Source organism: Streptomyces sp. NPDC044921 (assembly GCF_056432865.1).
Map to the genome: position 1 here is coordinate 132,672 of NZ_JBWKIF010000010.1, position 26,272 is coordinate 158,943.

Consider the following 26,272-nt stretch of genomic DNA (forward strand, 5'->3'; position numbering starts at 1 on the left):
TCCGTGCCTTCTTCACCGCGCGTGAGGCCCCGGCCGCTCGCGGCGGCCGGGGCCTCAGCCCATGGGAGCGGGGGCCGGTGTCAGGCGCCGGCCCGGGCTGCCATGCGGGCCTTGCGCGCGGCCAGCTTCTCGTCGAACTTGGTCGCCTCCGCGTCCAGGCCGCCCAGGAACAGGCCGAGCTCCTCCTGTGCCTTGCGACCCTCGGGGCCCAGGCCGTCGATCTCCATGATCTTCAGGAAGCGCAGCACCGGCTGCAGGACGTCGTCGTGGTGGATGCGCAGGTTGTAGACCTCGCCGATCGCCATCTGCGCGGCGGCGCGCTCGAAGCCGGGGATGCCGTGGCCGGGCATGCGGAAGTCGACGACCACGTCCCGGACGGCCCGCATGGTCAGGTCGGGGGCGAGGTCGAACGCCGCGCGCAGCAGGTTCCGGTAGAAGACCATGTGCAGGTTCTCGTCGGTCGCGATGCGGGCGAGCATGCGGTCGCAGACCGGGTCGCCGGACTGGTGGCCGGTGTTGCGGTGCGAGATGCGGGTGGCCAGCTCCTGGAACGCCACGTAGGCGATCGAGTGCAGCATCGAGTGGCGGTTGTCCGACTCGAAGCCCTCGCTCATGTGGGACATGCGGAACTGCTCCAGCTTGTCCGGGTCGACGGCGCGCGAGGTGAGCAGGTAGTCGCGCATCACGATGCCGTGCCGGCCCTCCTCGGCGGTCCAGCGGTGCACCCAGGTGCCCCAGGCTCCGTCGCGGCCGAAGAGGGAGGCGATCTCGTGGTGGTAGCTGGGCAGGTTGTCCTCGGTCAGGAGGTTGACGACCAGCGCGATGCGGCCGATCTCGGTGACCTTGGACTGCTCCTTCTCCCAGGCCTCGCCGTCCTCGAAGAGGCCGGGGAAGTTGCGCCCGTCGCTCCACGGCACGTACTCGTGCGGCATCCAGTCCTTGGCGACCTGCAGATGCCGGTTGAGTTCCTTCTCGACCACTTCCTCCAGTGCGTACAGCAGCTGAGCGTCGGTCCAGGTGCCGGCGGGGCTGCCGAGGTGGGGAGTGGTGATCGTCATGGACTCTCCAGGGGACATGCGTACGAGCGGTGAGCGGAACTGCTAAACCTACGGCATCGTAGGCTACGTTTCCGTAGGTTACGAGGCCGTAGGTTAAGGACGCCGTAAAGACCGCTGCTCAGCGGTGTCGTACACAGACCGGCGGCGCGGCGCGGACCGGCAGGTCGGCGGCCGGGCAGCGGGTGCGCGCGCTCCTCAGACGTAGAGCTCCCGCAGCCGGACCGAGAGACATGTCACACAGCCTTCGAGCTTCTCGAACTCGCTGATGTCCACGACGACCGGTTCGTACCCGAGGTCGGAGAACAGCTCCGCCGTCTTCGGGGCGCTGGCCGCCATCAGCAGTTTGTCGCCGCCGAGCAGCACGACGTGGGCGCCGGCCTCCTCCGGGACGGGCAGGAAGCGGGCGAACAGCGACGGCGTGTCCATCTTCGGGATGTGGCCGATGACCGTCCCGTCGGGCAGGGCCGTGACCGCCGACTTCAGGTGCAGCACCTTGCTCACGGGCACGGCGACGACCCGGGCGCCGAGCGGCTCGAACGCGGCGCGCAGTTGCTGGACACCGGCGGCGTTGGTGCGTCCGCCCCGGCCGACGTACACGGTGTCGCCGATCTTCAGGACGTCACCGCCGTCCAGCGTGCCCGGCTCCCAGATCCAGTTCACCGAGCAGCCCAGGCCGGCCACGGCCTCCTCGACCCCGGCGGTCTCCGGGCGGCGGGAGTCGGCGCCCGGGCGGGCGATCAGCGCGACGTTCCGGTACACCACGACCGTGTCCTCGACGAACACCGAGTCCGGGCAGTCGTCGGCCGATCCACCTCGATGGTCTCCCAGCCGTGCGTGCGAAGGGCCTGCACGTACGCCTCCCACTGCTCACCCGCGAGGCCGGCGTCGACCCTCTCCCGCTCGATGTGCGTCACGAGCCCTTCGGCGAGGCGCGGGCTGGGGCGGCGGACGAGGGCCTTCTTGCTGGGCACGAGCGTGACTCCGTATCGGATGGGACGTGTCTGGACCACACCGACGGAGTTCCCGGGATCGGCCGGAACCCATCGGGCGTCGGCCGACCATCATGCAGGGCGAACGGGACGGAGCACGACCCCGGGGCCGGAGGGCGCGTGGCCCGGCCCGGGCGGGGACGGCTCCCCGACACGCCGGGGCCTGCGGTGGGTCCGTCCGACCGCAGCCAGCCGGCCGACCAGCCCTCTGCCGGCCGGCTACGACCCCGCGGGGCGGCGAAGAGCCGTCTTCCGCGCCGGGGGAGGGTGACGTGCCGGGCGCGTGGTCGGGTTCCCCCGCTCCGGGGAGACCGCCCCGGTCCCGAGCCCGCCCTGGGCAACGAACAGCCCTGACTCGGTTGTTCTCTGGCCCGGTTGTTCTCTGGTCCGGTTGGCCTCCGGTCTGGGGTGGCCCCCCGTTCGGTTGGCCCTCGATCCGGGTTACCCCTGGCTTGGGCGGCCTTCGGCTTAGGGGCCTTCGGCCTGGGCAGCCTCCGGCCTGAGTGGCCCTAGGGTCCGGTTGGCCTCCGGCCCGGGGCGCCCCCGGGCTCGGGCAGCCCGGGCTCGGGCGCCCCCGGGCTCGCCTGCCCGTCGGCCCGGGGACATCTGGCCCAGTTGGCCTTCGGGTTGGACGGCCTTCGGCTTGGACGGCCTTCGGCTGCGGCTTGGACGGCTCTCGGCCTGGCCGGCCTTCGGATCGGGCGGCCACCGGGTCGATCGCTCACCGGCCTGGGTGGCCCTTGGGCCGGTTGGTCTGCGGCTTGCGCGGCCTTCGGTCCGGTTGGCCTTCGGCCTGGGCGGCCGTGTCCTGGCTGGCTGCCGGCTTGGGTGGCCCTGTCCTGGTCGGCTTCCGGCCCGGGCGGTCGCCGGTGCGGTTGGCTGGCCGTCCGGGTGGTCGCGGACTCGGCGGAGGGCAGGGGCCGGGCAGGGGTTCAGCCCGGGTCGCCGAGCCCCGCTCCGGTCTCGGTGGACCGTCCGTCTCACCCGGTCGCCGTCTTCAGGTCCACCTCCTCCGGCTCGCGCCGCTGCGCCGGTGTCGTGTCGTTCTGCGTGTCCGGCCGGGCGTCGCGGCGCAGGCATTCGATCAGGTACGTGCCCGTGTCGGGGTCGCGGGTGACTCCGTGGGTCTCGCTGGCGAAGCCGGGGAAACGGCGGTCGAAGGACTCCAGCGCGGTGAGGTAGCGCAGCAGCGGGCCGTCCGCCGTGCCGGTGTTCTCGCCGGGCATGAGGACCGGGATGCCGGGCGGCGTGACGGTGACCATGGCGGCGGCGACCCGGTCGGCCGCCTCCGCCAGCGGGAGCCGTTCCGTGCCGCCGCGGATCAGCCGCTGGTAGCACTGCTGGGGCGGGGCGACCGGCTCCGGCAGCTGCTGGAAGGCGGTGTCCAGCAGGTCGACCAGCCGGGCCTCGCGCAGATGGTCGTGCATCTCCTGGCACAGGGCGCGCAGCGTCAGCCCCGCGTAGCGCCGGGGCCGCTCCGCCACGAGCGAGGGCAGCACCCGGTCGAGCGGGGCGTCGCCGTCGTACAGGTCCTTGAAGTCCATCAGGGCGTCCAGCAGCGTGCCCCACTTGCCCTTGGTGATGCCCATGGAGAACAGCACCAGCGTGGTGTAGCTGTCGGTCTTCTCCACGACGATCCCGCGCGTGGCCAGATACGCGGTGAGCACCCGCGCCGGGATGCCCCACTCGGCCATCTCACCGCGCGCGTCGATCCCCGGGCAGGTCAGGGTCACCTTGATCGGGTCGAGCATGCACCAGCCGTCGGTCAGACCGGGGAAGCCGTGCCAGTCGGCACCGGGTTCCAGCTGCCAGCACGACTGCTCCGAGCGCAGCAGCTCCGCCGGGGCCTCGTCGAAGGGCAGGCGCTCCCCGCTCGCCGGGTCGGTCACCTCGCCGGGCTGCCACACCCCGAAGAACCACGGGGGCCGGTCGCCCGCCGCCTCGATGCGCCGTCCGATGCGCACCATCTCCTGGCGGAACCGGACCGCCTCCGTGACCGCCTCGTCGATGAGCCACCGCCCCTGCGGGCCGTCCATCATCGCCGTCGCCACGTCCAGCGAGGCGATCATCGGGTACAGCGGCGACGTCGTGCCGTGCATCATCAGCGCCTCGTTGAACCGGTCGTGCTCCACCGGCGCCCGGGGCGCGGGCCTGACGTGCACCATGGCGCCCTGCGACAGCGCCGCCAGCAGCTTGTGCGTGGACTGGGTCGCGAACACCGTCGGCCGGTCCGGGCCGGGGAAGGCCTCCGCGTCCACGGACATGCCGTAGCGCCCGGCGTAGAGGGGGTGGAAGCGGGCGTACGCGAACCACGCCTCGTCGAAGTGCAGCCGGGGCGTGCCGGCGGCGAACGCCCGGGCCGCCGCCGGCGCGTCGTAGCACAGGCCGTCGTACGTGGAGTTGGTGAACACCGCGTACTGCGCGCGCGAGGACACCGCGTCCGCGGTCAGCGGGTTCGCGGCGATCCGCGCGGCCAGCGACTGCGCCGCGAGCTCGCCCGGCGGCAGCGGCCCGGCGAGCCCGTAGCCGTTGCGGGTGGGGACCAGGTAGACCGGCCGGGCACCGGAGACCACCAGGCCGTGCAGAACCGACTTGTGGCAGTTGCGGTCCACCAGGGCGATCTCGTCGCGGGTCACGCTGAAGTGGCCGACCAGGCGGTTGCACGTGGAGTCGCCGTGCAGCACGAAGTACGTGCGTTCGGAGCCGAAGACCCGCGCGGCGTTGCGCTCCGCCTCGCCGATCGGCCCGGTGTGCTCGAACAGCGAGCCGAGCTCCTCGACCGAGATCGACAGGTCGCTGCGCAGCAACCGCTCCCCGAAGTAGTCGTGGAACGCCCGGCCGACCGGCGACTTGAGGAAGGCGACGCCTCCCGAGTGCGCGGGCGTGTGCCACGAGTGCTCGTGTGCGTCGTCGAAGCGGCGCAGCGCCTTGAAGAACGGCGGGAGCAGGGCGTCCTGGTAGGCGCGCGCGGCGGTGCTGATCCGGCCGGCCAGGAACGCCGGCGTGTCCTCCAGCGGCCACACGTAGCCCACCACCGACTGCGACACCCACAGCGGCAGCTCCCGCAGCCCCTCGTCGGCCATGGCGAGGAACACCGGCAGGTCCCGGAAGCGGTGGCCGATCCGCCGCAGCACCCCGGCCCCGCCCGGTTCCCCCTGCTCCTGGGACGGCAGGTCCCAGGCGACCACCGCGGCGGCCAGACCCGCCTCGGTCCGCAGCACCGCCTCGGCGTCGGCGGCGCTGGCCGCCCACCGGACCTGTAAGCCCCGGGCCCGGATCGCCTCGGCGATCCTCACCCACTGCCCCGCCGTGGCGCCCTCGTCCTGCGGACCCTCCGCCACCGCCATCACAACCGTGCCGTCGGCCATGCCGTTCCCCTTCCCGATGGCCCGCGCCACCCCCGTTCAGTGTTCGCGGAGCCCGCACGCGTGATCGGCGGGCGAACGGTCAAACCACCCCATCGAGGTGCGGTGCGGGCGCCGCGTTGACGCGGGTCAACGGCTCCGTGACCGGCATTCGATCGCAGTACCCGATCAACGGTTGTGCAGATCATTCACCTGGGCGGGGCCGTACCGATCTTCCGGCGGGTCGTTGGTCAGAGCGCTCCGGCCGACACGGCCGGCGACCGATCCAACGGAAGGAAACCGACACAGATGTACGGCACGCGGCGCATGGCGGTAGTGGCCTCGATCGTGGGACTGCTGATGGCCGTTCCCGCCGGCATGGCCACGGCCCATGCCGGTGACGGCGATGCGGGGGCGGGCGGGGTGCTGTCCAACCTCTCCGGCCGGAACTCCTCCGGCCACGCCAACCTCTGCGGGACCGGCAAGGTCGCCCTGTTCAAGGAGCGCACCTGTGTGACCGAGGACGACGGGCGCGGCGGCGGCGACCAGGCGGGCCCCAGCGGCGGCGTCCTGTCCAACCTGCTCTTCGCGCGCAACGCCTCGGGCCACAGCAACAACTGCGGCAACGAGACGGTGGCGGTCTTCAGCAAGACCACCTGCGTCACCGCGGACCGTTCCGGCCGCTGAGCGGTCACACCGACGAGAGGAGAGGGGCCATGGTGTCGCCGACTTCCCTGTGCGTGGGCGTGGTGGCGCCCCTGACGGGCCGGCTGGCCCCTCTCGGGTCCCCGTTGTCGTACGTCCTGCGCCGGCTCGCCCCCCGGCTCGGGCACGTGCGCAGCGGTGGCCGCCGCCACGACGTGACCGTCGTCGTGCGCGACAGCCGCTCCGACCCCGGGGCGGCGCGGCGGGCCGTGCGCGACCTGGCCGGTGCCGACGGCGCGCACATCGTGCTGACGATGGCCGGGACCCAGGTGCTGCCCGCGGTCACCGACGCCTGCGAGGAGGCCGGTGTCCCCTGCGTGTCCACCACCTTCCCGTGGCAGGCCTACCTCCACGCGCGCGCCGCCGGACCCGGGCACCGCTTCCGGTGGACGTACCACTTCGCGTGGGGACTGGACGACATCGCCGCCGTCTTCGCCGACCTGTGGGAGCGCGTCGGCGGCCGGGGCACCGTCGGGTGCCTGTGGAACGACGACCTGCAGGGCACGCTGCTGCGGCACGAGCGGTACGGCTTCGCCCCGGTGACGGCCCCGCGCGGGCACACCCTGGTGGACCTCGGCGCCTACCGGGAGCCGGCCCCCGGCTTCGCCGCGCAGGTCGCCCGGCTGCGCGAGCACGGCGCCGACCTCGTCACCAGCGCCGCCACCGCCACCGACCTCGCCCTCTTCCACCGCCAGGCCCGCGCCGCGGGGGTACGGCCGCGGCTGATCACCTGCTCGCGCTGGCTGACCTACCCGCACACCCACACCACCCCCGCCCCCGACGTCCACGGCGAACTCGGCGACGCGCGCGTGGCCACCCTGGTCTACTGGAGCCCGGACCACCCCTACCGCTCCGCTCTCGACGGCACCACGTGCGCCGAACTCGCCCGTGACTACGAGCGGGACACCGGCGCCGCGTGGCTGCAGCCCCTGGGCCTGGCCCACGCGCTGGTGGAGACCGCCCACCACGTCCTCACCGCCGCCGACGACCCCACCGACCGGGCGTCCGTCGCCGACACCCTCGCCGGTGCGAGGCTCGACACCATCGCGGGCACCCTGGACTGGTCCCGCGGTCCGACGCCCAACATCGCCCTGCTGCCCCTGGTGGGCGGGCAGTGGCAGCCCGGCGCGCGGGGCCCCCGTCTCGCCGTCGTCGGCAACCGGGCCCACCCCGCAGTCCCGGTCACCGGGGAGCTCATGCCGGCCCACTGACCCCCTGCCGCACGAACCGCCGCAGATGCTCCCCGGTGAACGATCCGGCCGCGTCCAGCAGGTGCCGCGGCGTGCCCTCGAACACCACCTCGCCACCGTCCCGGCCGCCGTCCGGGCCGAGGTCGATCACCCAGTCGGCCCGGGCGACGACGTCCAGGTTGTGCTCGACGACGACGACCGTGTTGCCCGCGTCGACCAGCCGGTCCAGCAGGCCGATCAGGCCCTCCACGTCCGCCATGTGCAGCCCGGTCGTCGGCTCGTCCAGCACGTACACCGTGCCCGTGCGGTGCAGCCGCGTCGCCAGCTTGATGCGCTGCCGCTCGCCACCGGAGAGCGTCGACAGCGGCTGCCCCAGCGTCAGGTACGTCAGCCCGACGTCCCGCAGGGCGCGCAGCCGGCGCCGTACGGCCTTGTCCGCGAAGAAGCCGAGCGCCTGTTGGGCCGTCATCTCCAGGACGTCGGCGATGGAGCGGCCCCGCACGGTCAGTCGCAGCACCTCCTCCTTGAAGCGCCGCCCCGCGCAGTCGTGGCAGGTCGTCGTCACCGGATCCATGAAGGCGAGGTCGGTGTGGATGACGCCCCGGCCCTCGCAGGTGGGGCAGGCGCCGTCGGAGTTGAAGCTGAACAGGCCCGCCTCGGCCCCCGTCTCGCGGGCGAAGATCCTGCGGACCGTGTCCATGATCCCCAGGTACGTCGCCGGGGTGGACCGGCCCGAGATGCCGATCGAGGACTGATCGACCACCACGGCCTCCTCGTGCGCGGCGGTGAACTCCCCGACCAGGCTGCTCTTGCCCGACCCGGCGACCCCCGTCACCGCCGTGAGCACACCGGTGGGGAACCGTACGGTCACGTCCCGCAGGTTGTGCCGGGAGGCGCCCTTGACCCACAGTTCGCCGGTGGCCCGCCGCACCTCCTCCTTGACCGCCGGACGCCGGCGCAGACAGCGCCCGGTGAGCGTGTCCGACGCGGCCAGTTCCCCGGGTGTCCCCTCGAACACCACCGTGCCGCCCCCGGCGCCGGCGCCCGGCCCCATGTCCACCACGTGGTCGGCCAGCGCGATGACGTCCGGGTCGTGCTCGACGACCAGCACGGTGTTGCCCTTGTCGCGCAGCCGCAGCAGCAGATCGCCGAGACGGCCCACGTCCCGCGGGTGCAGCCCGACGCTCGGCTCGTCGAAGATGTACGTCATCCCGGTCAGGCTGGAACCGAGGTGCCGCACGGTCTTCAGCCGCTGCCCCTCCCCGCCGCTGAGCGTGGCGGTCTCCCGGTCGAGGCTGAGATAGCCGAGGCCGATCGCCTCGATCCGCTCCAGCGCGGCCACGGCCGCGCCGGCGATGGGCCCGGCCACCGGGTCGTCGATCTCCTTCAGCACGGCGATGAGATCCGTGACCTGCATGCGGGCGCAGTCGGCGATGGACCGGCCGCCGATCCGCGTCGCGAGCGCCGCCGCGTTGAGCCGTGCTCCCCGGCAGGCCGGGCAGACGCCCTCCACCATGAACTCCCGTACCAGGTCACGGGTCTTCTGGCTCATCGCCGACAGGTCCCGCTTCAGGTACAGCCGCTCGAAGCGGTCGGCGAGGCCCTCGTAGTCGGTGATCCAGGTGCCGCCGCTGCCGCTGACGGAGACCTTGCTGCCGGGGCGCCCGCGCAGCAGGAACTCCCGTTCGGCGGCGGTGAACCGGCCCACCGGCTTGTCCGGGTCGAGGTCGGGGCTGTTGGTGTACGTCTGGCCCTGCCAGGTCCCCGCCGCGAACGGCGGGAAGCGGACCGCCCCGTCGGCCAGCGAGCGGTCCGGGTCGAGGATGCGGTCCCAGTCGGGCCCCACGGTGCGGCCGAGCCCGTCGCACTCGGGGCACATGCCCGACGGGTCGTTGAACGAGTACGCCGTGGCCGGTCCCGCGCTCGGGGTGCCGTGCCGGGAGAACAGGACGCGGATCACCGAGGAGACGTCCGTCATGGTGCCGACCGTCGACCGGGAGTGGCCGCCGACCGGCCGCTGGTCGACGACGATCGCGGGGGTGAGGTCCTCCAGGGCGTCCGCGTGCGGCCGTTCGAACTTGGGCAGCCGGTTGCGGACGAACCACGGGTAGGTCTCGTTGAGCTGGCGCTGCGACTCCACCGCGATCGTGTCGAAGACGACGGACGACTTCCCCGATCCCGAAACGCCGGTGAACACGGTCAGCCGGCCCTTCGGGATGCGGAGAGTGACGTCCTTGAGGTTGTTCTCACGGGCTCCGGTCAGGGTGATGAATTCGGGCATGCACCCGACGCTAGGCGGGAAACCCGACAGCTTCTGGCGTGATTTCCTTGAGTTCTCCGTCCTCCAGCAGCAGCCAGCGCGTGATGCCGACCGACTCCAGGAACGGCAGGTCGTGACTGGCCACGATCAGCGCCCCCTCGTACGACTCCAGGGCCGAGGTCAGCTGCCGCACACTGGCCATGTCCAGGTTGTTGGTCGGTTCGTCCAGCAGGAGCAGCTGCGGCGCCGGCTCGGCGAGCATCAGGGCGGCGAGAGCCGCCCGGAAGCGTTCGCCGCCCGACAGCGTCGCCGCCTTCTGGTCGGCCCGGGCGCCCCGGAACAGGAAGCGGGCCAGCCGCGCCCGGACCCGGTTGTTGGTGGCGCCCGGCGCGAACCGGGCCACGTTCTCGGCGACCGTCCGCTCCCCGTCCAGGACGTCGAGCCGCTGCGGCAGGAACCGCAGCGGGACGTGCGCCGTCACCTCGCCCGACTCCGCGGGCAGCTCCCCGGTGATCGTGCGCAGCAGCGTGGTCTTGCCCGCGCCGTTGCGCCCGATCAGCGCGACCCGTTCGGGACCGCGCAGGTCGAGCCCGCCCTGCACCCGGGCGCCGTACCGCAGCACGAGGTCCTGGACGGTCAGCACGGTACGCCCCGGCGGCACGGCCGTGTACGGCAGGTCGACGCGGATCTCGTCGTCGTCCCGCACGGCCTCCACCGCCTCGTCGAGCCGCTCCCTGGCCTCGGCGAGCTTCTCCTCGTGCATGATCCGGTGCTTGCCGGCGGACTCCTGCGCCGCCCGCTTGCGCGCCCCCATGACGATCTTCGGCTCGCGCTTCTGATCCCACATCTTCTGCCCGTACCGCTTGCGGCGGGCCAGTTTCACCTGTGCGTCGGTCAGTTCGCGCTTCTGTCTGCGGAAGTCGGCCTCGGCGACGCGCACCATCCGCTCGGCCGCCTCCTGCTCGGCCTCCAGGGCCTCCTCGTAGGCGGAGTGGTTGCCGCCGTACCAGGCGATCTCCCCGGAGCGCAGGTCGGCGATCTGGTCGACCAGGTCCAGCAGTTCCCGGTCGTGGCTGACCACGACCATGACGCCCGGCCAGGACCGGACGGCCTCGTACAGCCGCCGCCGGGCGTACAGGTCGAGGTTGTTGGTCGGCTCGTCCAGCAGCAGCACGTCGGGCCGGCGCAACAGCAGCGCGGCCAGCCGCAGCAGGACGGACTCCCCGCCCGACACCTCGCCGGTGGTGCGGTCCAGCCCGATGTGGCCGAGGCCGAGCTCGCCGAGCGTGGCGAGGGCGCGCTCCTCGACGTCCCAGTCGTCGCCGACGGTCTCGAAGTGCTCCTCGGCCACCTCGCCCGCCTCGATGGCGTGCAGCGCGGCCCGCCGGTCGGCGATGCCGAGCGCCTCGTCGACGCGCAGGCCGGTGTCCAGGGTGACGTTCTGCGGCAGGTAGCCGACCTCGCCGGCGACGCGCACGGTGCCGTCGGCCGGTGCGAGTTCACCGGCGACGAGCCTCAGCAGGGTCGATTTCCCCGACCCGTTGACCCCGACCAGACCGGTCCGGCCCGGGCCGAACGCGACGTCCAGGCCCTCGAAGACGGGCGTGCCGTCCGGCCAGGTGAACGACAGGGAGGTGACGGTGATGGAAGCGGACATGGTGGCCTCACTCGCGGTTGCTATGAGCAGTCAGGGGCAAACGCGTGTCGAGACACCTGCGACCAGGGAGGAGACTCCACGGGCATGAGAAGAGCCCTGCACCGGGGGACGGCTCGGACGCCGAGGTCGCACGCAGCGCACACACCTCACGGGTGGGGCGCGGTGTCTCAGGACCTCAGACGAGCAACGTCCTTCTCCAATCGACGGCAACAGGACCGCTGTACACCGTAGGAGGGGGTACGGGGGCTGTCAACGCATTAACCGAAGCCGCTCTCCCCGCCCTAGGAGGCCCTGTGTCCCACGGTTCGCTCACGCTGCCGGCCCGGCTGTCGCTGCTGGCCTGGGACAGCGCGCGGCCGCCGGCGGGCGGCGCGGCCCAGCCGGCCGGCCCGGTGCGCGCCGGTGCCCTCGTCGACCTGGCCCGGCGTGGTCTGCTCACCGACGAGGACGGCATCGCCACGCCGGCCGACATGGACGCCCGCAGCGGTGACGCGGTCCTCGACGGACTGCTGGAACTCGTCCACGAGTCGTGCCCGCACTCCTGGCGGACGTGGGTGCGGCTGCGGGCGCGGGTGACCGCCGACGCCGTACGGGAGCAACTCGTGGCCGGGGGGTACCTGCGGGCGGAGAAGAGACGCGTCCTCGGCGTGTTCCCGTCCGTGGAGTACGCGCTGGAGCGAGCCGCCGCGGTGAAGGTGCTGCGGGAGGAGACGCGGGAGGTCCTCCTCGGGCCGCTGCCGGCCGCGGGCGTCGCCGAGCGGGACGCGGCGGTCGCCGTCCTGGCCGACGCGGCCGACCTGCTCGGCACGCGCGCCGGCGAGCGGCGCGTCGAGGAGCTGACCGAGCGGGCGGGAGCGTCGGTGCCCGGACTGGCGAGGATCGTCCGCGAGATGCGTGCGGCGGTGGCCGTGGCCGCGCCGGCACCGGCCTCCCTCTGACCCCCTCGTCGGCATACCCGCGGCGGGTCGAGCGGCGGGCAGGGCGCCCCGGCACGACCACGCCCCGGCACGACCGCGCCGCGGCCTGCCACGCCTCGCACGTCCCCGGTGTTTAGCTGGTCCTGCCCTGCGGGACGCCCTCGGCGCCCGGCTCGTCGAGGAGTCCGGTGCCGCGGCGGCCGCGACGATCAGCGCCGGGCTCGGCCGGGCGCTCGGGGCACCGGACGGAGAGCGGACGGACCCTGACGCCGTGCTCGCCGCCGCCGGCCGATCGCACGGGCCGTGACCGTCCCCGTGACCGCGGACGCCGAGAGCACGGACGTCGGGAGCGGTCGCGCACCGGGCGCGGACGGCGTCGCCCGTGCCGTCCGCGAGGTGCTCGCCGCCGGAGCGGTGGGCGTGACCATCGAGGGCGCGGTCCACGGCGCCGGGCGGGCGGGCCGCCGCGCGGCGTCACCGCACCGCCGGGCCGAGCGGATCGCCGCCGCGCGCGGGGGCCGACGCGGCCGGAGCGCCGCTGTTCGCCACCGCGCGGACCGGGAACGGGCCGCGGCCTTCCGCGCAGCGGGGTGCCGACGGGACCGTCCTCCCCGGGGCCGTCGATCCGGGGACCGTCGCGCAAAGCGTGGCGTGCGTCGACGGGCCGCTCGACGTCATGGCCGGTCCCGGCACGCCGCCGGTCGCCGGACCGGCCGTCGTGGGCGTCGCCCGCGTCAGCACCGGGCCGGGGCTCGCCCGCGCGGCGCACGCCCTGGTCCGCCGGACGGCAGCGGAGCCGGCGGCGGCGGGCCCCTACCGGTCGCCGACCGGCGCACCCGACTACGACGAGGTCAACGCCCTGCTTCCGCAGCCACGTCGACGCTCAGCAGGCGTCCCGCATCAGTTCCGCCAGGTCGTGGTCCAGATCCAGCTGCAGGTGCTCAAGGCCGACGGGCACCAGCTCGCTCGTCGCCTTCAGGAACGTGCGGATCTCGCTCGACCGGACGTGCACCACGGCGGTGCCCTCGGGGGCGTGGAACTCCAGCACCGTGCGGTCGTACCCGTAGGGCCGCACCCGCACGTCACCGTGCCCCTCGGAGCCCTCCATCCCGGCGGCGAGCAGCTCCCGGGAGAAGGTCCAGCACACCTCGACGCCCTCCAGCGTCGCCGGGGCGGGGAAGGTCATGCGGACGGCGAACGGGTCGCGCCGGTCGTAGTGCAGCGTCGCGGGAATGCTCGGCATACGCGGCGCGGCGGCGACGAGACGGGCCTCCACGGGCTGCTCGATGACGATGGACAACGCCTTGCTCCCTTGTGACGGCTGGACGGACACGTCCGGGCGGATGAGGCCGGGCATGGGAAGAGACGACGGAATCGGCCATTCCGTGCACCTGAGTTGGGAGTGACCTCCGTCACCGCGTTCATGCCCGGGACTGCCATGGCTCTCCTCGTGTGCCCCGAACGGCTCTCGTGACGCCTCCCCGGACGCCGGGCACGCCGCCGAGGCCGTCTGGACGGTGCCCGTGCGGTGGGCTAGCTTCCCCGGCCATGAGGCGGATGGGGAGCACGCGACGGTCGGGACGGACAAGACGCGGCGTGATCGCCGCCACGGCGTGCGCGGCGGCCCTGGCCGCCCTGACCGCCGCTCCCGCGGGAGCCGGGGAGCCGGAGCGGCGCGTGCCGCGCTGGGAAGTCAAGGACACCGGCACTCCGGACGTACGGTTCCGCGGCCTGGCCGCCGTCGGCCGGAACACCGCCTGGGCCGCCGGTAACGCCGGCACCGTGCTGCGCACCACCGACGGCGGAGCGACCTGGCGGAACGTCTCGCCGCCGGGCGCGGGGGAGTTGCAGTTCCGGGACGTCGAGGCCTTCGACGCCCGCCGGGCCGTGGTCCTGGCCATCGGCGAGGGCGAGGCCTCCCGCGTCTACCGCACCGATGACGGCGGAGCCACGTGGACGGAGTCCTTCCGCAACACCGACCCGAGGGCCTTCTACGACTGCCTCGCCTTCTTCGACCACCGCCACGGCCTCGCCCTGAGCGACCCCGTGGACGGGAAGTTCCGCATCCTGTCGACCGGCGACGGCGGCCGGACCTGGACGGTGCTCCCGGACCGGGGCATGCCGGCCGCGCTGGAGGGCGAGGCCGGGTTCGCCGCGAGCGGCCAGTGCCTGGTGACGTCGGGGCCGAAGGACGTCTGGCTCGCCACCGGCGGGGCCGCGCACGCGCGCGTGCTGCACTCCGCCGACCGGGGACACACCTGGCGGGCCACCGAGACGCCCCTCCCGGCGGGCGATCCGGCCCGCGGGGTCTTCGCGCTGGCCTTCCGCGACCGGGCCCACGGACTCGCCGTCGGCGGCGACTTCACCCCCGGCCGGCCCTCCCCCCGCGCCGCCGCGCGCACCGTCGACGGCGGCCGCGCCTGGCGCCCCGCGACCAGCCCGCCCGCCGCCTACCGCTCCGGCGTCGCCTGGCTCCCGCACCGCCGCACCGCCGCTCTCGCCGTCGGCCCCACCGGCACCGACCTCACCACTGACGCCGGCCGCACCTGGCGGACCGTCGACACGGGCTCCTACGACACCGTCGACTGCGCCCCGGACCACGGCTGCTGGGCCGCCGGGGAGAAGGGGCGGGTGGCCCGCCTGGAGCACTGAGCGAGCGGTGTGCGGTGAGGGTTGGCAGTGTGGGTACCCGTTCACCGGACGTGAAAGGAAGTGAGCGAGAATGCCACGCGGTTCGAGCCCCAAGCGGGAGCGGCAGTACGAGCACATCAAGGAGAGCGCGAAGGACCGGGGCGAGAGCACCGGCCGCGCCAAGGAGATCGCCGCACGGACGGTGAACAAGGAGCGCGCCCGCTCCGGCGAGTCCAAGACGGCCAGCCGCACCTCCACCAAGGACATGTCGTCCGGCAAGCGCGGCGGGCAGCGGTCGGGGCAGGGCTCCCAGGGCCCCACCTACGACCAGCTGTACCAGGAGGCCAAGCGCAAGGGTGTCGAGGGCCGGTCCAGCATGAACAAGAGCCAGTTGCAGCGCGCGCTGGGCAAGTGAGGCGCACGCCCCGCCGGGCCGGCAGGAGACCCTGGTCCTGCCGGCCCTCGCGTGCCCCGTAGGCTCGGGGCACCATGACGACCGTACGCATCCCCGAGGACTGGCCCGCCACCGAGGAGCAGGCCCGCGCCGCCCAGGACGCGCTGCGCGAGCGGGTGATCCTCGACGAGGCGGGCCCCCCGCCCGGGACCGGCCGGGTGACGGGCGTCGACGTCGCCTACGACGACGAACGCGACGTCGTCGCGGCGGCCGCGGTCGTCCTGGACGCGGCGAGCCTCGACGTCGTCGCCCGCGCCACCGCCGTGGGCCGCATCTCCTTCCCCTACGTGCCCGGGCTGTTCGCCTTCCGCGAGATCCCCACGGTCCTGGCCGCGCTCGACGCCCTGCCGTGCGACCCCGGACTGGTCGTCTGCGACGGCTACGGTCTGGCCCACCCCCGCCGCTTCGGCCTGGCGAGCCACCTCGGCGTGCTGACCGGCCTGCCCACGATCGGCGTCGCCAAGAACCCGTTCACCTTCACCTACGACGACCCGGACACCCCGCGGGGCAGCAGCTCGGCGCTGCTCGCCGGCTCCGAGGAGGTCGGCCGCGCCCTGCGCACCCGGGAGGGGGTCAAGCCGGTCTTCGTCTCGGTGGGCCACCGGATGACGCTGGACGGCGCCTGCGCCCACACCCTCGCCCTGACCCCCGAGTACCGCCTGCCCGAGACCACCCGCCGGGCGGACGCGCTGTGCCGGGAGGCGCTCAGGTCGGCCTACTCGGCCTGACCCTCCACCCGCCAGCGGCCCACCTCGCGGTACTCCGAGTCGTAGATCGCCGATCCGTCGCCGGGGCCGAGCGCACAGTGGTGCACAGCGCCGCCCCAGTATCTGAGGATCCGGCCCAGTTCGCCCGCCGGGTCCTTCGCCAACGCGGGGCCGTCCAGGGAGACTTCCAGAAGGAATCGCATACCTTCAAGGATGTCATTGACCTCCTTGTTGGTACTTTTCGCGCGGTCACCGGGGGCTGGGCCGGGAAAAGTCTCAAGCCGGGGCGAAGGCACGGGCCGGGCGGGGGATCTGAGTACCGGTTTTGAGTACCGGTCTGAGTGCTGGTTCTGAGTACCGGTTCTGAGTACCCGTACGGATGCCCCGCCGACGCCCGCTCGGCAGGCTGGGGCGCATGACAACGCACCGTGCTCCCAAGCCAGTTGCCGGCCCCACCCAGACCGTCGAGCGGGCCGTCACCATCGGGCTGGTCCTCGCCGTGCTGGCGGGGCTCGGCTGGATAGCCGGGATGATCTACACCATCGCCGAGTGGCCCCGGTAGGCCGCGGGGCGCCTCCTCAGCGCACCGACGCCACGCGGAAGCGGATGCCCGCCGCGCGCAGCCGGCCGACGAGCGCGTCGCCCATCGCCACCGCCGTGGTGACCTGGCCCGCCGTCTCCGGCAGTTCGTCGAGGGCCAGGCACAGCGCCGACTCGGCCAGCATCTTCGCCGTCTCGTCGTAGCCCGGGTCCCCGCCGGAAACCTCCGTGTACACCCGTCGGCCGCCGCCCTCGCCCACGAAACGCACGGAGAACCAGCTCCTGGCCCGCTTCTGCGGCCCCGGCCCGTCGCCGGGCTGCACCCGGTCCGACAGCCAGCGCCGTGCCGGCGGCACCTGAGCCGCCGCCACCAGCGCGCCGACCGCCGCCACCCCGCCCAGCGCGACCGGCAGCCGGCGGACGGCCGCGTACTGGCGGTAGCGGAAGTCGGGCCCGTACCGGTCCAGGGCCGCCGCCGAACGCCGCACGATCTGCGGATCGATGGTCGGCATCGGCAGCGCCCACGCCCCGACCTCACGGGCGAACCGCGGCCCGCCCAGCGGTGCCGAGGCGCGCCGGCCCACCAGCCGCGGCTCGTGCCGCCGCCGGTCCCGCGCGGCCGCCGCCATCTCCCGCTGGCGCGCGAACTGGTTGAGCGCGGAGGCGAAGGTGCCGCCCGAGAAGGCCGCGTCGGCGGTGACGAAGCCCTCGACGCTCAGCGGCACGTCCTCCGGCAGCTGCTGCACGGTGAAGTACACGCCCAGGTCGTGCGGGACCGAGTCGAACCCGGCGGCGTGCACCAGCCGCGCCCCGGTCTCCCGCGCGCGGGCGTCGTACCGGACGTACATCAGGTCCACGAACTCCGGCTCGCCGCACAGGTCCAGGTAGTCCGTCCCGGCGTCCGCGCAGGCGGCGACGAGTTCCTCGCCGTGGGTGACGTACGGGCCGACCGTGGTGGCCACCACGCGCGCCTGTTCGGCGAGGGCGCGCAGGGAGGCCGGGTCGGACACGTCCGCCCGCAGCACGCCGACCCCGGCGTCCCCGGGCAGCCGCTCCCGCAGCCGCGCCAGCTTCTCCTCGTCGCGGCCCGCGATGGCCCAGCGCAGCCCCCCGGGCGCGTGACCGGCCAGGTACTCGGCGGTGAGCGCGCCGGCGAAACTGGTGGCTCCGAAGAGCACGATGTCGTACGGACGGTCCGTCCTGTTTTGCCTGCTCATGACACCCCTCGGTCGTGCAGCGCGTGCCGCTGTCGCCGGCCGAGGCTAGCGTGAGCGGTGCGGAGCCCGACGACGAGCCCGGAGGAACGCGATGGCGGCGCCCTGGAACATGGGGAAGGCCTACCGGGTGATCGCGCCGAAGCGGCCGACGGCGGAACTGGACGGGCGCTGACCCGTACGGCACATTGCTAAGCGCTTGCTCGTTCAGCTCTTGTGCGGAGTGGAACGCGTTCTTAGCATCATCGGTGTTACATCACTTGTGTCACAGCACTGGGGGCTGGATGACCACGGCAAGGACGCCGGCACACGGCCCGCTGACCGGCGTGCGCGTCGTCGAGCTGGCCGGCATCGGGCCCGGCCCGTTCGCCGCCATGCTCCTGGCCGACCTCGGCGCCGACGTCGTGCGCGTGGACCGGCCCGGCGGCCCGGGACTGGCCATCGACCCGGCGTGCGACGTCACCAACCGCAACAAGCGCTCGGTGGTCGTCGACCTGAAGGCCCCGGACGGCCCCGGCCAGGTGCTCGACCTGACCGCACGCGCCGACATCCTGGTCGAGGGCTACCGCCCCGGCGTCGCCGAACGCCTCGGCGTCGGACCCGAGGACTGCCACGCCCGCAACCCGCGCCTGGTGTACGGCCGGATGACCGGCTGGGGCCAGGACGGCCCGTTCGCCCCGCGCGCCGGACACGACATCGCCTACATCGCGCCCACCGGCGTCCTCGGCCTGATCGGCCGCCCCGAGGAACCGCCGCCGTTCCCCGCCAACCTGCTCGGCGACTTCGCGGGCGGCTCCCTCTACCTCGTCGTCGGTGTCCTCGCCGCCCTGCACCACGCGCGGGCGACCGGGACCGGCCAGGTCGTGGACGCCGCCATCGTCGACGGCACCGCCCACCTCGCCACGATGATCCACGGCATGCTCGCCGCCGGCGTCTGGCAGGACCGCCGCGGCGCCAACCTCCTGGACGGCGGCTGCCCCTACTACGGCACGTACGAGACGGCCGACGGCCGCCACATGGCCGTCGGCGCCCTGGAGCCGCAGTTCTACGCGGAGTTCCTCGCCCTGCTCGGCATCGGGGACCGGTCCGCCGCGCGCACGGACGCCGCCCGCTGGGGCGATCTGCGCGAGGAGGTCGCCGCCCGCTTCAAGAGCCGTACCAGGGACGAGTGGACGGCCGTCTTCGACGGCACCGACGCGTGCGTGGCGCCCGTGCTGTCGCTGCGCGAGGCCCCCCACCACCCGCACCTGGCCGCCCGCGGCACCTTCACCGACCACGGCGGCATCACCCAGCCCGCCCCGGCCCCCCGTTTCTCCGCGACCCCGACCACCGTCCGCAGCGGCCCGGCCCGGCCGGGCGCCGACACGGCGGACGTCGCCCGGGAGTGGGACGTCCCCGGGCTGCTGCAAGCGTCCCGCACCCCTCAGCGAAAGGCCTCCCCGTGAGCACCGAAGCGTACGTGTACGACGCGATCCGCACCCCCCGCGGACGCGGCAAGGCCAACGGCGCCCTGCACGGCACCAAGCCCATCGACCTGGTCGTCGGGCTCATCCACGAGATCCGCGCCCGGTTCCCCGCCCTGGACCCGGCCGCCGTGGACGACATCGTGCTCGGCGTCGTCGGCCCGGTCGGCGACCAGGGCTCCGACATCGCGCGGATCGCGGCGATCGCGGCCGGGCTGCCCGACACCGTCGCCGGCGTCCAGGAGAACCGCTTCTGTGCCTCGGGCCTGGAGGCCGTCAACCTGGCCGCCGCCAAGGTGCGTTCCGGCTGGGAGGACCTCGTCCTCGCCGGCGGTGTCGAGTCGATGTCCCGGGTGCCGATGGCCTCCGACGGCGGCGCGTGGTTCAACGACCCGATGACCAACCTCCAGGTCAACTTCGTGCCGCAGGGCATCGGAGCCGACCTCATCGCCACCATCGAGGGCTTCTCCCGCCGGGACGTCGACGAGTACGCCGCGCTCTCCCAGGAGCGGGCCGCCACCGCCTGGAAGGAGGGGCGCTTCGACCGGTCCGTCGTCCCGGTGAAGGACCGCAGCGGCCTCGTCGTCCTCGACCACGACGAGCACCTGCGCCCCGGCACCACCGCCGACTCCCTCGCCAGGCTGAAGCCGTCCTTCGCGGACATCGGCGAGCTCGGCGGCTTCGACGCCGTGGCGCTCCAGCAGTACCACTGGGTGGAGAAGATCGACCACGTCCACCACGCGGGCAACTCCTCGGGCATCGTCGACGGCGCCTCGCTCGTCGCGATCGGCTCCAAGGAGGCCGGCGAGCGCCACGGCCTCACGCCCCGCGCGCGGATCGTCTCCGCCGCCGTCTCCGGCTCCGAGCCCACCATCATGCTCACCGGCCCCGCCCCCGCCACCCGCAAGGCCCTCGCCAAGGCCGGCCTGACCATCGACGACATCGACCTCGTCGAGATCAACGAGGCGTTCGCGGCGGTCGTGCTGCGCTTCGTGAAGGACATGGGCCTGTCCTTGGACAAGGTCAACGTCAACGGCGGCGCCATCGCCCTCGGCCACCCCCTCGGCGCCACCGGCGCGATGATCCTCGGCACCCTCCTCGACGAGCTGGAGCGCCAGGACAAGCGCTACGGCCTCGCCACGCTGTGTGTCGGCGGCGGCATGGGCGTCGCCACCATCGTCGAGCGCATCTGACCCCCTCCCGACGGATCACACGGAGCACCTCCACATGAGCACTGAGCCCACCACCATCCGCTGGGAGCAGGACCGCACCGGCCTCGTCACCCTGGTCCTCGACGACCCCAACCAGTCCGCGAACACCATGAACCGGGCGTTCCGCGACTCACTCGCCGCCGTCACCGACCGGCTGGAGGCCGAGAAGGACACCATCCGGGGCGTCATCGTCACCTCGGCCAAGAAGACCTTCTTCGCCGGCGGGGACCTGCGCGACCTCATCCGCGTCACGCCCGAGACCGCCCAGGAGCTGTTCGACGGCGGCATGGCCATCAAGCGGGACCTGCGCCGCATCGAGACCCTCGGCAAGCCCGTCGTCGCCGCCCTCAACGGCGCGGCCCTGGGCGGCGGTTACGAGATCGCCCTGGCCTGCCACCACCGGATCGCCCTGGACGCGCCGGGCTCGAAGATCGGCTGCCCCGAGGTCACCCTCGGCCTGCTCCCCGGAGGCGGTGGCGTCGTCCGCACCGTCCGCCTGCTGGGCATCGCCGACGCCCTGCTGAAGGTCCTCCTCCAGGGCACCCAGTACAGCCCGCGCCGCGCCCTGGACAACGGCCTCGTCGACGAGGTCGCCACCACCCAGGAGGAACTCCTCGCCAAGGCCAGGGCGTTCATCGACGCCCACCCCGAGTCGCAGCAGCCCTGGGACCGGCCGGGCTACAAGATCCCCGGCGGCACCCCGGCCGACCCCAGGTTCGCGGCCAACCTGCCCGCCTTCCCGGCCACCCTGCGCAAGCAGACGGGCGGCGCCCCCTACCCGGCCCCGCGCAACATCCTCGCCGCGGCCGTCGAGGGCGCCCAGGTGGACTTCGAGACCGCGCAGGTCATCGAGGCCCGCTACTTCGTCGAACTGGCCGCGGGCCAGACCTCGAAGAACATGATCCAGGCGTTCTTCTTCGACCTCCAGGCCGTCAACTCCGGCGCCAACCGCCCTCAGGGCGTCGAGCCCCGCAAGGTCGGCAAGGTGGCCGTCCTGGGCGCCGGCATGATGGGCGCCGGCATCGCCTACTCCTGTGCCCGCGCCGGCATCGACGTCGTGCTGAAGGACGTGTCCCTGGAGGCCGCCGTCAAGGGCAAGGGCTACTCCGGGAAGCTGTGCGCCAAGGCCGTCGCCAAGGGCCGCACCACCCAGGAGAAGGCCGACGCGCTGCTGGCCCGCATCACGCCCACCGCCGAGGTCCAGGACCTGGCCGGCTGCGACGCGGTCATCGAGGCCGTCTTCGAGGACACCTCCCTCAAGCACAAGGTGTTCCAGGAGATCCAGCACGTCGTCGCCCCCGACGCGCTGCTGTGCTCCAACACCTCCACCCTGCCCATCACCGCCCTCGCCGAAGGCGTCGAGCGCCAGGCCGACTTCATCGGGCTGCACTTCTTCTCGCCGGTCGACAAGATGCCGCTCGTGGAGATCATCAAGGGCGAGCGCACCGGCGAGGAGGCCCTGGCCCGCGCCTTCGACCTGGTCCGGCAGATCAACAAGACGCCGATCGTCGTCAACGACTCGCGCGGCTTCTTCACCTCCCGCGTCATCGGGCACTTCATCAACGAGGGCGTCGCGTTGGTCGGCGAGGGCATCGAGCCGGCCTCGGTCGAGCAGGCCGCGGCCCAGGCCGGCTACCCGGCCAAGGTGCTGTCGCTGATGGACGAGCTGACGCTGACCCTGCCCCGCAAGATCCGGGCCGAGACGAAGCGCGCGGTCGAGGAGGCCGGCGGCACCTGGACGCCCCACCCCGCCGAGGCCGTCATCGACCGCATGGTCGACGAGTTCGGCCGCACCGGCCGCAGCGGCGGCGCCGGCTTCTACGACTACGACGAGGACGGCAAGCGCACCGGCCTCTGGCCGGGCCTGCGCGAGCACTTCACCCGGCCCGGCCACCGGATCCCGTTCGAGGACATGCAGGAACGCATGCTGTTCTCCGAGGCGCTGGACACCGTCCGGCTGCTGGAGGAGGGCGTGCTGACCTCCGTCGCCGACGCCAACATCGGCTCCGTCTTCGGCATCGGCTTCCCGGGCTGGACCGGCGGCGTGCTCCAGTACATCAACGGCTACGACGGAGGACTGCCCGGGTTCGTGGCCCGCGCGCGGGAACTCGCCGAGCGCTACGGCGACCGGTTCACCCCGCCTGCCCTGCTCGTCGAGAAGGCGGAGAAGGGGGAGCGCTTCAGCGACTCAGCGCGCGGCTGACCCACCGGACGGACCGGCCAGCCACTCGCCCAGCTCTTCCCTCAGCGAACGCTGGAACGCGGTGAGGAGCGCCTGCACCACCAGGGGGTGCATGTGCGCCGACAGGGACCGCACGTCCCGCGCGTCGCGCTCCGCCACCTCGCCGCGGAAGAGCTGGGAGAGGTCCCGGGCCGCGGCGCGCGCGTGTTCGAGGAGGACCTTGCGCGCCGCGAAGATCGCCTCCGGGGAGAGCGGCACGTCCAGCAGTCCGGCGCCCAGCCGGAGCAGGCCGAGGTCGGCCTCGTAGCCGCCCTCGGCGGGCCGGACCACGCCCATCGCCACCAGCCGCTCGACGTCCTCCTCGCCCAGCGGCCGCCCGGCCCGCCGCGCCAACTCCTCCCGGGTGACCGTCTCCACGGTGTCCGGCGCCCAGGACGCCACCACCGCCCGGTGGACGGCCAGGTCGTGCGCGCTCAGGTCCGGGGGGAGCTGCCGCAGGTACCGCTCGATGCCGGCCAGTGTCATGCCCTGCCGCTGCAGCTCCTCGATCAGCGCCAGCCGGGCCAGGTGCTCCCGCCCGTAGTGCCCCACGCGCCGGGGGCCGAGCACCGGCGGCGGCAGCAGCCCCTTCGTGCCGTAGAAGCGGACCGTGCGCACCGTGACACCGGCCCGGGCGGCCAGCTCGTCGATGGTGAGGGTCGGCTCCTCGGCGTCGGTCGTCATGTGCAGCAGTATCGCTGTCCCACCCGTGCTGTGACACCTCACCCGCGGCGGTCGATGACCATGCGGTGAACGACGGTCGGCCGTTGTGCGTGTCCCTGGTGGACCTTGTGAGAAGTCACGCTCTGTGACGCCGGTCACCGTGTGCGACCCGAGGCGTATGGGAAGGTGCTGCCCTGGTCTGTGCCGCGTCACAAGGGTGGTGCGGGCCAGCGCACTGTACGGACCCCGGACCCACGACGTCCGGGGCGATCCAGGAAGTGGAACCACCCGTGAGCAAGGACGCCGTGAACACGGCTGCGGCCACGCCGCGTACCGATGCGGCCCAGGTGCCCGCGGACGCGGGCGACGCCGGCTACAGCAAGGACCTCAAGGCCCGCCACGTCAACATGATCGCCATCGGCGGTGCGATCGGCACCGGGCTCTTCCTGGGGGCGGGCGGCCGGCTGCACAACGCGGGCCCGGCGCTCGCGCTGGCCTACCTGGTCTGCGGCGTCTTCGCCTTCTTCGTCGTGCGGGCCCTCGGCGAGCTGGTCCTGTACCGCCCCTCCTCCGGCTCGTTCGTGTCGTACGCCCGCGAGTTCCTCGGCGAGAAGGGCGCCTACGTCGCCGGCTGGATGTACTTCCTGAACTGGTCGACCACCGGCATCGCCGACATCACCGCGATCGCGCTCTACACGCACTACTGGAGCCTGTTCACCGACATCCCGCAGTGGGTGCTCGCGCTGATCGCCCTCGCGGTGGTGCTGGCCGTGAACCTGATCTCGGTGAAGATCTTCGGCGAGATGGAGTTCTGGTTCGCGATCATCAAGGTCGCGACGCTCGTCGGCTTCATGCTCATCGGCATCTTCCTGCTCGCCACCCAGCACGAGGTGGGCGGCCAGACCCCGGGCCTGAGCGTCATCACGGACAACGGCGGCGTCTTCCCGCACGGCATGATGCCGGTCGTCCTCGTCATGCAGGGCGTCATCTTCGCGTACGCCGCGCTGGAGCTGGTCGGTGTCGCCGCGGGCGAGACCGCCGAGCCGGAGAAGGTCGTCCCGCGCGCGGTGAACTCGATCATGTGGCGCGTCGGCCTGTTCTACGTCGGCTCCGTCGTCCTGCTCGCCCTGCTGCTGCCCGGCTCGGTCTACTCGGCCGACCAGAGCCCCTTCGTCACGGTCCTGTCGAAGATCGGCGTCCCGGCCGCGGGCGACGTGATGAACCTGGTGGTCCTCACGGCCGCCATGTCCTCGCTCAACTCGGGCCTGTACTCCACGGGCCGCATCCTGCGCTCCATGGCCATGGCCGGCTCGGCGCCGAAGTTCACCGCCCGGATGAACCGCAGCCAGGTCCCCTACGGCGGCATCCTGCTGACCTGCGGAGTCTGCGTACTCGGCGTCGGCCTGAACTTCCTGGTGCCGGCCCAGGCCTTCGAGATCGTGCTGAACGTCGCCTCCCTCGGCATCATCAGCACGTGGGTGATCATCATGATCTGCCACCTGGTCTTCGTCCGCCGCGCCAAGGCGGGCCTGGTCGCCCGCCCCTCCTTCCGCCTCTTCGGCAGCCCGGTCACGGAGACCGCCACGATCGCCTTCCTGCTGGCCTGCCTCGGCATGATGTGGAACGACCCGGAGGTCGGCCGCAAGACGCTCCTGCTCATCCCGCTGATCGCGATCATGCTGGTGGCGGGCTGGTACGGCATCCGCCGCCGGGTCTCCCGGACGACGGACCAGGAGCTGTCGCAGCTGACGAAGTAGCGGCCCGGGCCGATGTCGGTGGCCTCGCCTACGGTGGCGTCATGCCGGAGATCCATTGCGTCCGGGGTGACGCCACCGCCCCGTCGGCGAAGGGCGTCAAGGTCATCGCCCACGTCTGCAACGACGCCGGGGGCCGGGGCAAGGGCTTCGTCCTCGCGGTGTCGCGCCGCCGGCCCGGCCAGCGTCCCGGTGCGCTACGAGGCGATCGACCGGGCCCTGGGGACCGTCGCGGCCAAGGCCCGCGCGCTCGGCGCCTGCGTGCACATGCCCCGGATCGGCTGCGGCCTCGCCGGCGGTTCATGGTCCCGGGTCGAGCCGCTGATCGAGGAGCGGCTGGTGCGCCGGGGCATACCGGTGAGGGTGTACGACCACGGGCCGTGAGGGCCGGGCTCAGCCCTCGCCGCCGAAGGCCCCGGCCGGGCAGTCCGCCAGGCGCCGGGTGAGGGTGCCGCCGGGGTCCAGGCGGGGGTTGAAGATCGCCACGTCGAGGCCCACCGCCGGGCCGGAGGACAGCGCCGTGCGCAGGACGGTCTCCAGTTCCTGCCAGGTCAGGCCGTCCGGCTGGCGGTAGTCGACGGCGGGCATCAGCGCGTCGTCCAGCACGTCGACGTCGAGATGCACCCAGTACCCGGGGCCCGTGCCGTCGCCGCTGAGCAGCCCGACCGCCCGGCGGGCCGCCTCGGCCGCCCCGAGGGCGCGCACGGTGTCCAGTTCCATCGCGTGCAGCGCGTCCGGCAGCGGCTGCATCCCGGACGCCGCCGACTCCTCCGCGTCCCGGAAGCCCAGGGCGACGACGTCCCCGTCCCGCACGAGCGGGCCCCGGCCCTCCAGATCGGCCAGGACGCGCGGGCCTCGCCCGGTGGCCAGGGCGAGTTCCATCGAGGCCACCTCGCCGGCCGGCTCGGCCTCCGGCTGGTAGAAGTCCGTGTGCCCGTCGAGGAACAGCAACCCGTGCCGGTCCCGGCGGCGCAGCGCGAGCAGGGTGCCGAGCAGCACACTGCAGTCACCGCCGAGCACGAGCGGGAACCGGCCGCCGTCGAGGACACCGCCCACGGCGTCGGCCAGCGCGGCCGAGTACGCCGCGATGCCGCCCGGGTTCAGCACCCCGGTCTCCGCTTCCCGCTCCGGGTCGTACGGCGGCGGCTCGACCCGGCCCGCGGCGTCCGCGCCCAGCGCCTTGGCCAGCCCCGCGCCGAGCAGCGCCGACGCCAGGTCCTCGACTCCCGTCGGGCGCAGCCCCAGGACGGACGGTGCCTCAATGATTGCCACGTTCCGCACGCCCGGCTCCTTC

General features: G+C 73.3%; 20 protein-coding genes and 4 pseudogenes. 14 read left to right on the forward strand and 10 right to left on the reverse strand.

Annotated features, from left to right (window positions below):
* Window positions 1-80: 80 nt before the first annotated feature.
* The 3 genes and pseudogenes from AC07DA_RS17825 to AC07DA_RS17835 all read right to left on the reverse strand — a co-directional run bounded on the left by AC07DA_RS17825 (window position 81) and on the right by AC07DA_RS17835 (window position 5,415).
* Window positions 81-1,058 carry an acyl-ACP desaturase gene (locus AC07DA_RS17825; protein ID WP_479129096.1) on the reverse strand — a complete coding sequence of 326 codons (978 nt, stop codon included), beginning with the start codon at window positions 1,056-1,058 and terminating at the stop codon, window positions 81-83.
* 195 nt (window positions 1,059-1,253) lie between these two features.
* Window positions 1,254-2,029: pseudogene (ddaH, locus tag AC07DA_RS17830) on the reverse strand (dimethylargininase).
* A 998-nt stretch (window positions 2,030-3,027) separates the two neighbouring features.
* Window positions 3,028-5,415 carry an Orn/Lys/Arg family decarboxylase gene (locus tag AC07DA_RS17835; protein WP_479129097.1) on the reverse strand — a complete coding sequence of 796 codons (2,388 nt, stop codon included), beginning with the start codon at window positions 5,413-5,415 and terminating at the stop codon, window positions 3,028-3,030.
* 285 nt (window positions 5,416-5,700) lie between these two features.
* Between AC07DA_RS17835 and AC07DA_RS17840 the strand changes: the two genes are divergently transcribed.
* Together AC07DA_RS17840 and AC07DA_RS17845 are read left to right on the forward strand one after the other, a co-directional pair.
* Entirely contained in the window at window positions 5,701-6,078 is a 378-nt protein-coding gene (locus tag AC07DA_RS17840; RefSeq protein WP_479129098.1) for a hypothetical protein, read from the forward strand.
* A 29-nt stretch (window positions 6,079-6,107) separates the two neighbouring features.
* Entirely contained in the window at window positions 6,108-7,307 is a 1,200-nt protein-coding gene (locus AC07DA_RS17845; protein WP_479129099.1) for an ABC transporter substrate-binding protein, read from the forward strand.
* Here the strand turns inward: AC07DA_RS17845 and AC07DA_RS17850 are convergent.
* Window positions 7,291-9,567, reverse strand: coding sequence for an ATP-binding cassette domain-containing protein (locus AC07DA_RS17850; RefSeq protein WP_479129100.1), 2,277 nt, complete (start codon window positions 9,565-9,567; stop codon window positions 7,291-7,293). The two genes, AC07DA_RS17845 and AC07DA_RS17850, sit on opposite strands and share 17 nt — an antisense overlap.
* 10 nt (window positions 9,568-9,577) lie before the next feature.
* Window positions 9,578-11,203 (reverse strand): ABC-F family ATP-binding cassette domain-containing protein, encoded by a 1,626-nt coding sequence (locus AC07DA_RS17855; protein WP_479129101.1) that lies wholly within the window; start codon window positions 11,201-11,203, stop codon window positions 9,578-9,580.
* A 293-nt stretch (window positions 11,204-11,496) separates the two neighbouring features.
* On the opposite strand from AC07DA_RS17855, the gene AC07DA_RS17860 reads away from it, so the two are divergent.
* The 3 genes and pseudogenes from AC07DA_RS17860 to AC07DA_RS17870 all read left to right on the forward strand — a co-directional run.
* Window positions 11,497-12,141 carry a GOLPH3/VPS74 family protein gene (locus AC07DA_RS17860; protein ID WP_479129102.1) on the forward strand — a complete coding sequence of 215 codons (645 nt, stop codon included), beginning with the start codon at window positions 11,497-11,499 and terminating at the stop codon, window positions 12,139-12,141.
* A 294-nt stretch (window positions 12,142-12,435) separates the two neighbouring features.
* A pseudogene (locus AC07DA_RS17865) lies at window positions 12,436-12,600 on the forward strand (hypothetical protein); the annotation flags it as partial.
* Between the two features lie 166 nt (window positions 12,601-12,766).
* Window positions 12,767-12,856, forward strand: a pseudogene (locus AC07DA_RS17870) (isocitrate lyase/phosphoenolpyruvate mutase family protein); the annotation flags it as partial.
* A gap of 147 nt (window positions 12,857-13,003) precedes the next feature.
* Here the strand turns inward: AC07DA_RS17870 and ssgD are convergent.
* Window positions 13,004-13,420, reverse strand: coding sequence for a spore wall synthesis regulator SsgD (gene ssgD / locus AC07DA_RS17875; RefSeq protein WP_479129103.1), 417 nt, complete (start codon window positions 13,418-13,420; stop codon window positions 13,004-13,006).
* Between the two features lie 257 nt (window positions 13,421-13,677).
* On the opposite strand from ssgD, the gene AC07DA_RS17880 reads away from it, so the two are divergent.
* The 3 genes from AC07DA_RS17880 to AC07DA_RS17890 all read left to right on the forward strand — a co-directional run bounded on the left by AC07DA_RS17880 (window position 13,678) and on the right by AC07DA_RS17890 (window position 15,933).
* Entirely contained in the window at window positions 13,678-14,772 is a 1,095-nt protein-coding gene (locus tag AC07DA_RS17880) for a WD40/YVTN/BNR-like repeat-containing protein (RefSeq protein WP_479129104.1), read from the forward strand.
* A gap of 70 nt (window positions 14,773-14,842) precedes the next feature.
* Window positions 14,843-15,166 carry a plasmid stabilization protein gene (locus AC07DA_RS17885; protein WP_479129105.1) on the forward strand — a complete coding sequence of 108 codons (324 nt, stop codon included), beginning with the start codon at window positions 14,843-14,845 and terminating at the stop codon, window positions 15,164-15,166.
* A 74-nt stretch (window positions 15,167-15,240) separates the two neighbouring features.
* Window positions 15,241-15,933 carry an endonuclease V gene (locus tag AC07DA_RS17890; RefSeq protein WP_479129106.1) on the forward strand — a complete coding sequence of 231 codons (693 nt, stop codon included), beginning with the start codon at window positions 15,241-15,243 and terminating at the stop codon, window positions 15,931-15,933.
* On the opposite strand, the gene AC07DA_RS17895 is transcribed toward AC07DA_RS17890, so the two are convergent.
* Window positions 15,921-16,115, reverse strand: coding sequence for a hypothetical protein (locus AC07DA_RS17895; protein ID WP_479129107.1), 195 nt, complete (start codon window positions 16,113-16,115; stop codon window positions 15,921-15,923). The genes AC07DA_RS17890 and AC07DA_RS17895 overlap by 13 nt on opposite strands.
* A gap of 212 nt (window positions 16,116-16,327) precedes the next feature.
* Here AC07DA_RS17895 and mmpA point away from each other — a divergent pair, with 212 nt between their 5' ends.
* On the forward strand, window positions 16,328-16,474 hold the full coding sequence (mmpA, locus tag AC07DA_RS17900; protein WP_479129108.1) for a morphogenic membrane protein MmpA: 147 nt from the start codon (window positions 16,328-16,330) through the stop codon (window positions 16,472-16,474).
* A 16-nt stretch (window positions 16,475-16,490) separates the two neighbouring features.
* On the opposite strand, the gene AC07DA_RS17905 is transcribed toward mmpA, so the two are convergent.
* The gene (locus AC07DA_RS17905) at window positions 16,491-17,669 is read right to left on the reverse strand and encodes a saccharopine dehydrogenase family protein (RefSeq protein ID WP_479129109.1); all 1,179 of its coding nucleotides are present in this window, start codon (window positions 17,667-17,669) and stop codon (window positions 16,491-16,493) included.
* 281 nt (window positions 17,670-17,950) lie between these two features.
* Between AC07DA_RS17905 and AC07DA_RS17910 the strand changes: the two genes are divergently transcribed.
* Genes AC07DA_RS17910 through AC07DA_RS17920 form a run of 3 tightly spaced genes read left to right on the forward strand, consistent with a single transcriptional unit; the run spans window position 17,951 to window position 22,543 of the window.
* Window positions 17,951-19,111, forward strand: coding sequence for a CaiB/BaiF CoA transferase family protein (locus AC07DA_RS17910; protein ID WP_479129110.1), 1,161 nt, complete (start codon window positions 17,951-17,953; stop codon window positions 19,109-19,111).
* Window positions 19,108-20,322 (forward strand): acetyl-CoA C-acetyltransferase, encoded by a 1,215-nt coding sequence (locus AC07DA_RS17915; RefSeq protein ID WP_479129111.1) that lies wholly within the window; start codon window positions 19,108-19,110, stop codon window positions 20,320-20,322. Before AC07DA_RS17910 ends, AC07DA_RS17915 begins: the two co-directional genes overlap by 4 nt.
* 34 nt (window positions 20,323-20,356) lie before the next feature.
* Entirely contained in the window at window positions 20,357-22,543 is a 2,187-nt protein-coding gene (locus AC07DA_RS17920) for a 3-hydroxyacyl-CoA dehydrogenase NAD-binding domain-containing protein (protein ID WP_479129112.1), read from the forward strand.
* On the opposite strand, the gene AC07DA_RS17925 is transcribed toward AC07DA_RS17920, so the two are convergent.
* Complete coding sequence (locus AC07DA_RS17925; protein WP_479129113.1) at window positions 22,529-23,245, reverse strand: MerR family transcriptional regulator; 717 nt, start codon at window positions 23,243-23,245, stop codon at window positions 22,529-22,531. The genes AC07DA_RS17920 and AC07DA_RS17925 overlap by 15 nt on opposite strands.
* Window positions 23,246-23,514: 269 nt before the next feature.
* Here AC07DA_RS17925 and AC07DA_RS17930 point away from each other — a divergent pair, with 269 nt between their 5' ends.
* Both AC07DA_RS17930 and AC07DA_RS17935 read left to right on the forward strand, forming a co-directional pair.
* A complete protein-coding gene (locus tag AC07DA_RS17930) occupies window positions 23,515-24,981 on the forward strand; it encodes an amino acid permease (protein WP_479129114.1) in 1,467 nt (488 codons plus the stop codon).
* A 41-nt stretch (window positions 24,982-25,022) separates the two neighbouring features.
* A pseudogene (locus tag AC07DA_RS17935) lies at window positions 25,023-25,362 on the forward strand (macro domain-containing protein).
* A 9-nt stretch (window positions 25,363-25,371) separates the two neighbouring features.
* Here AC07DA_RS17935 and AC07DA_RS17940 read toward each other — a convergent pair.
* Complete coding sequence (locus tag AC07DA_RS17940; RefSeq protein ID WP_479129115.1) at window positions 25,372-26,259, reverse strand: arginase family protein; 888 nt, start codon at window positions 26,257-26,259, stop codon at window positions 25,372-25,374.
* Between the last annotated feature and the right edge of the window lie 13 nt (window positions 26,260-26,272).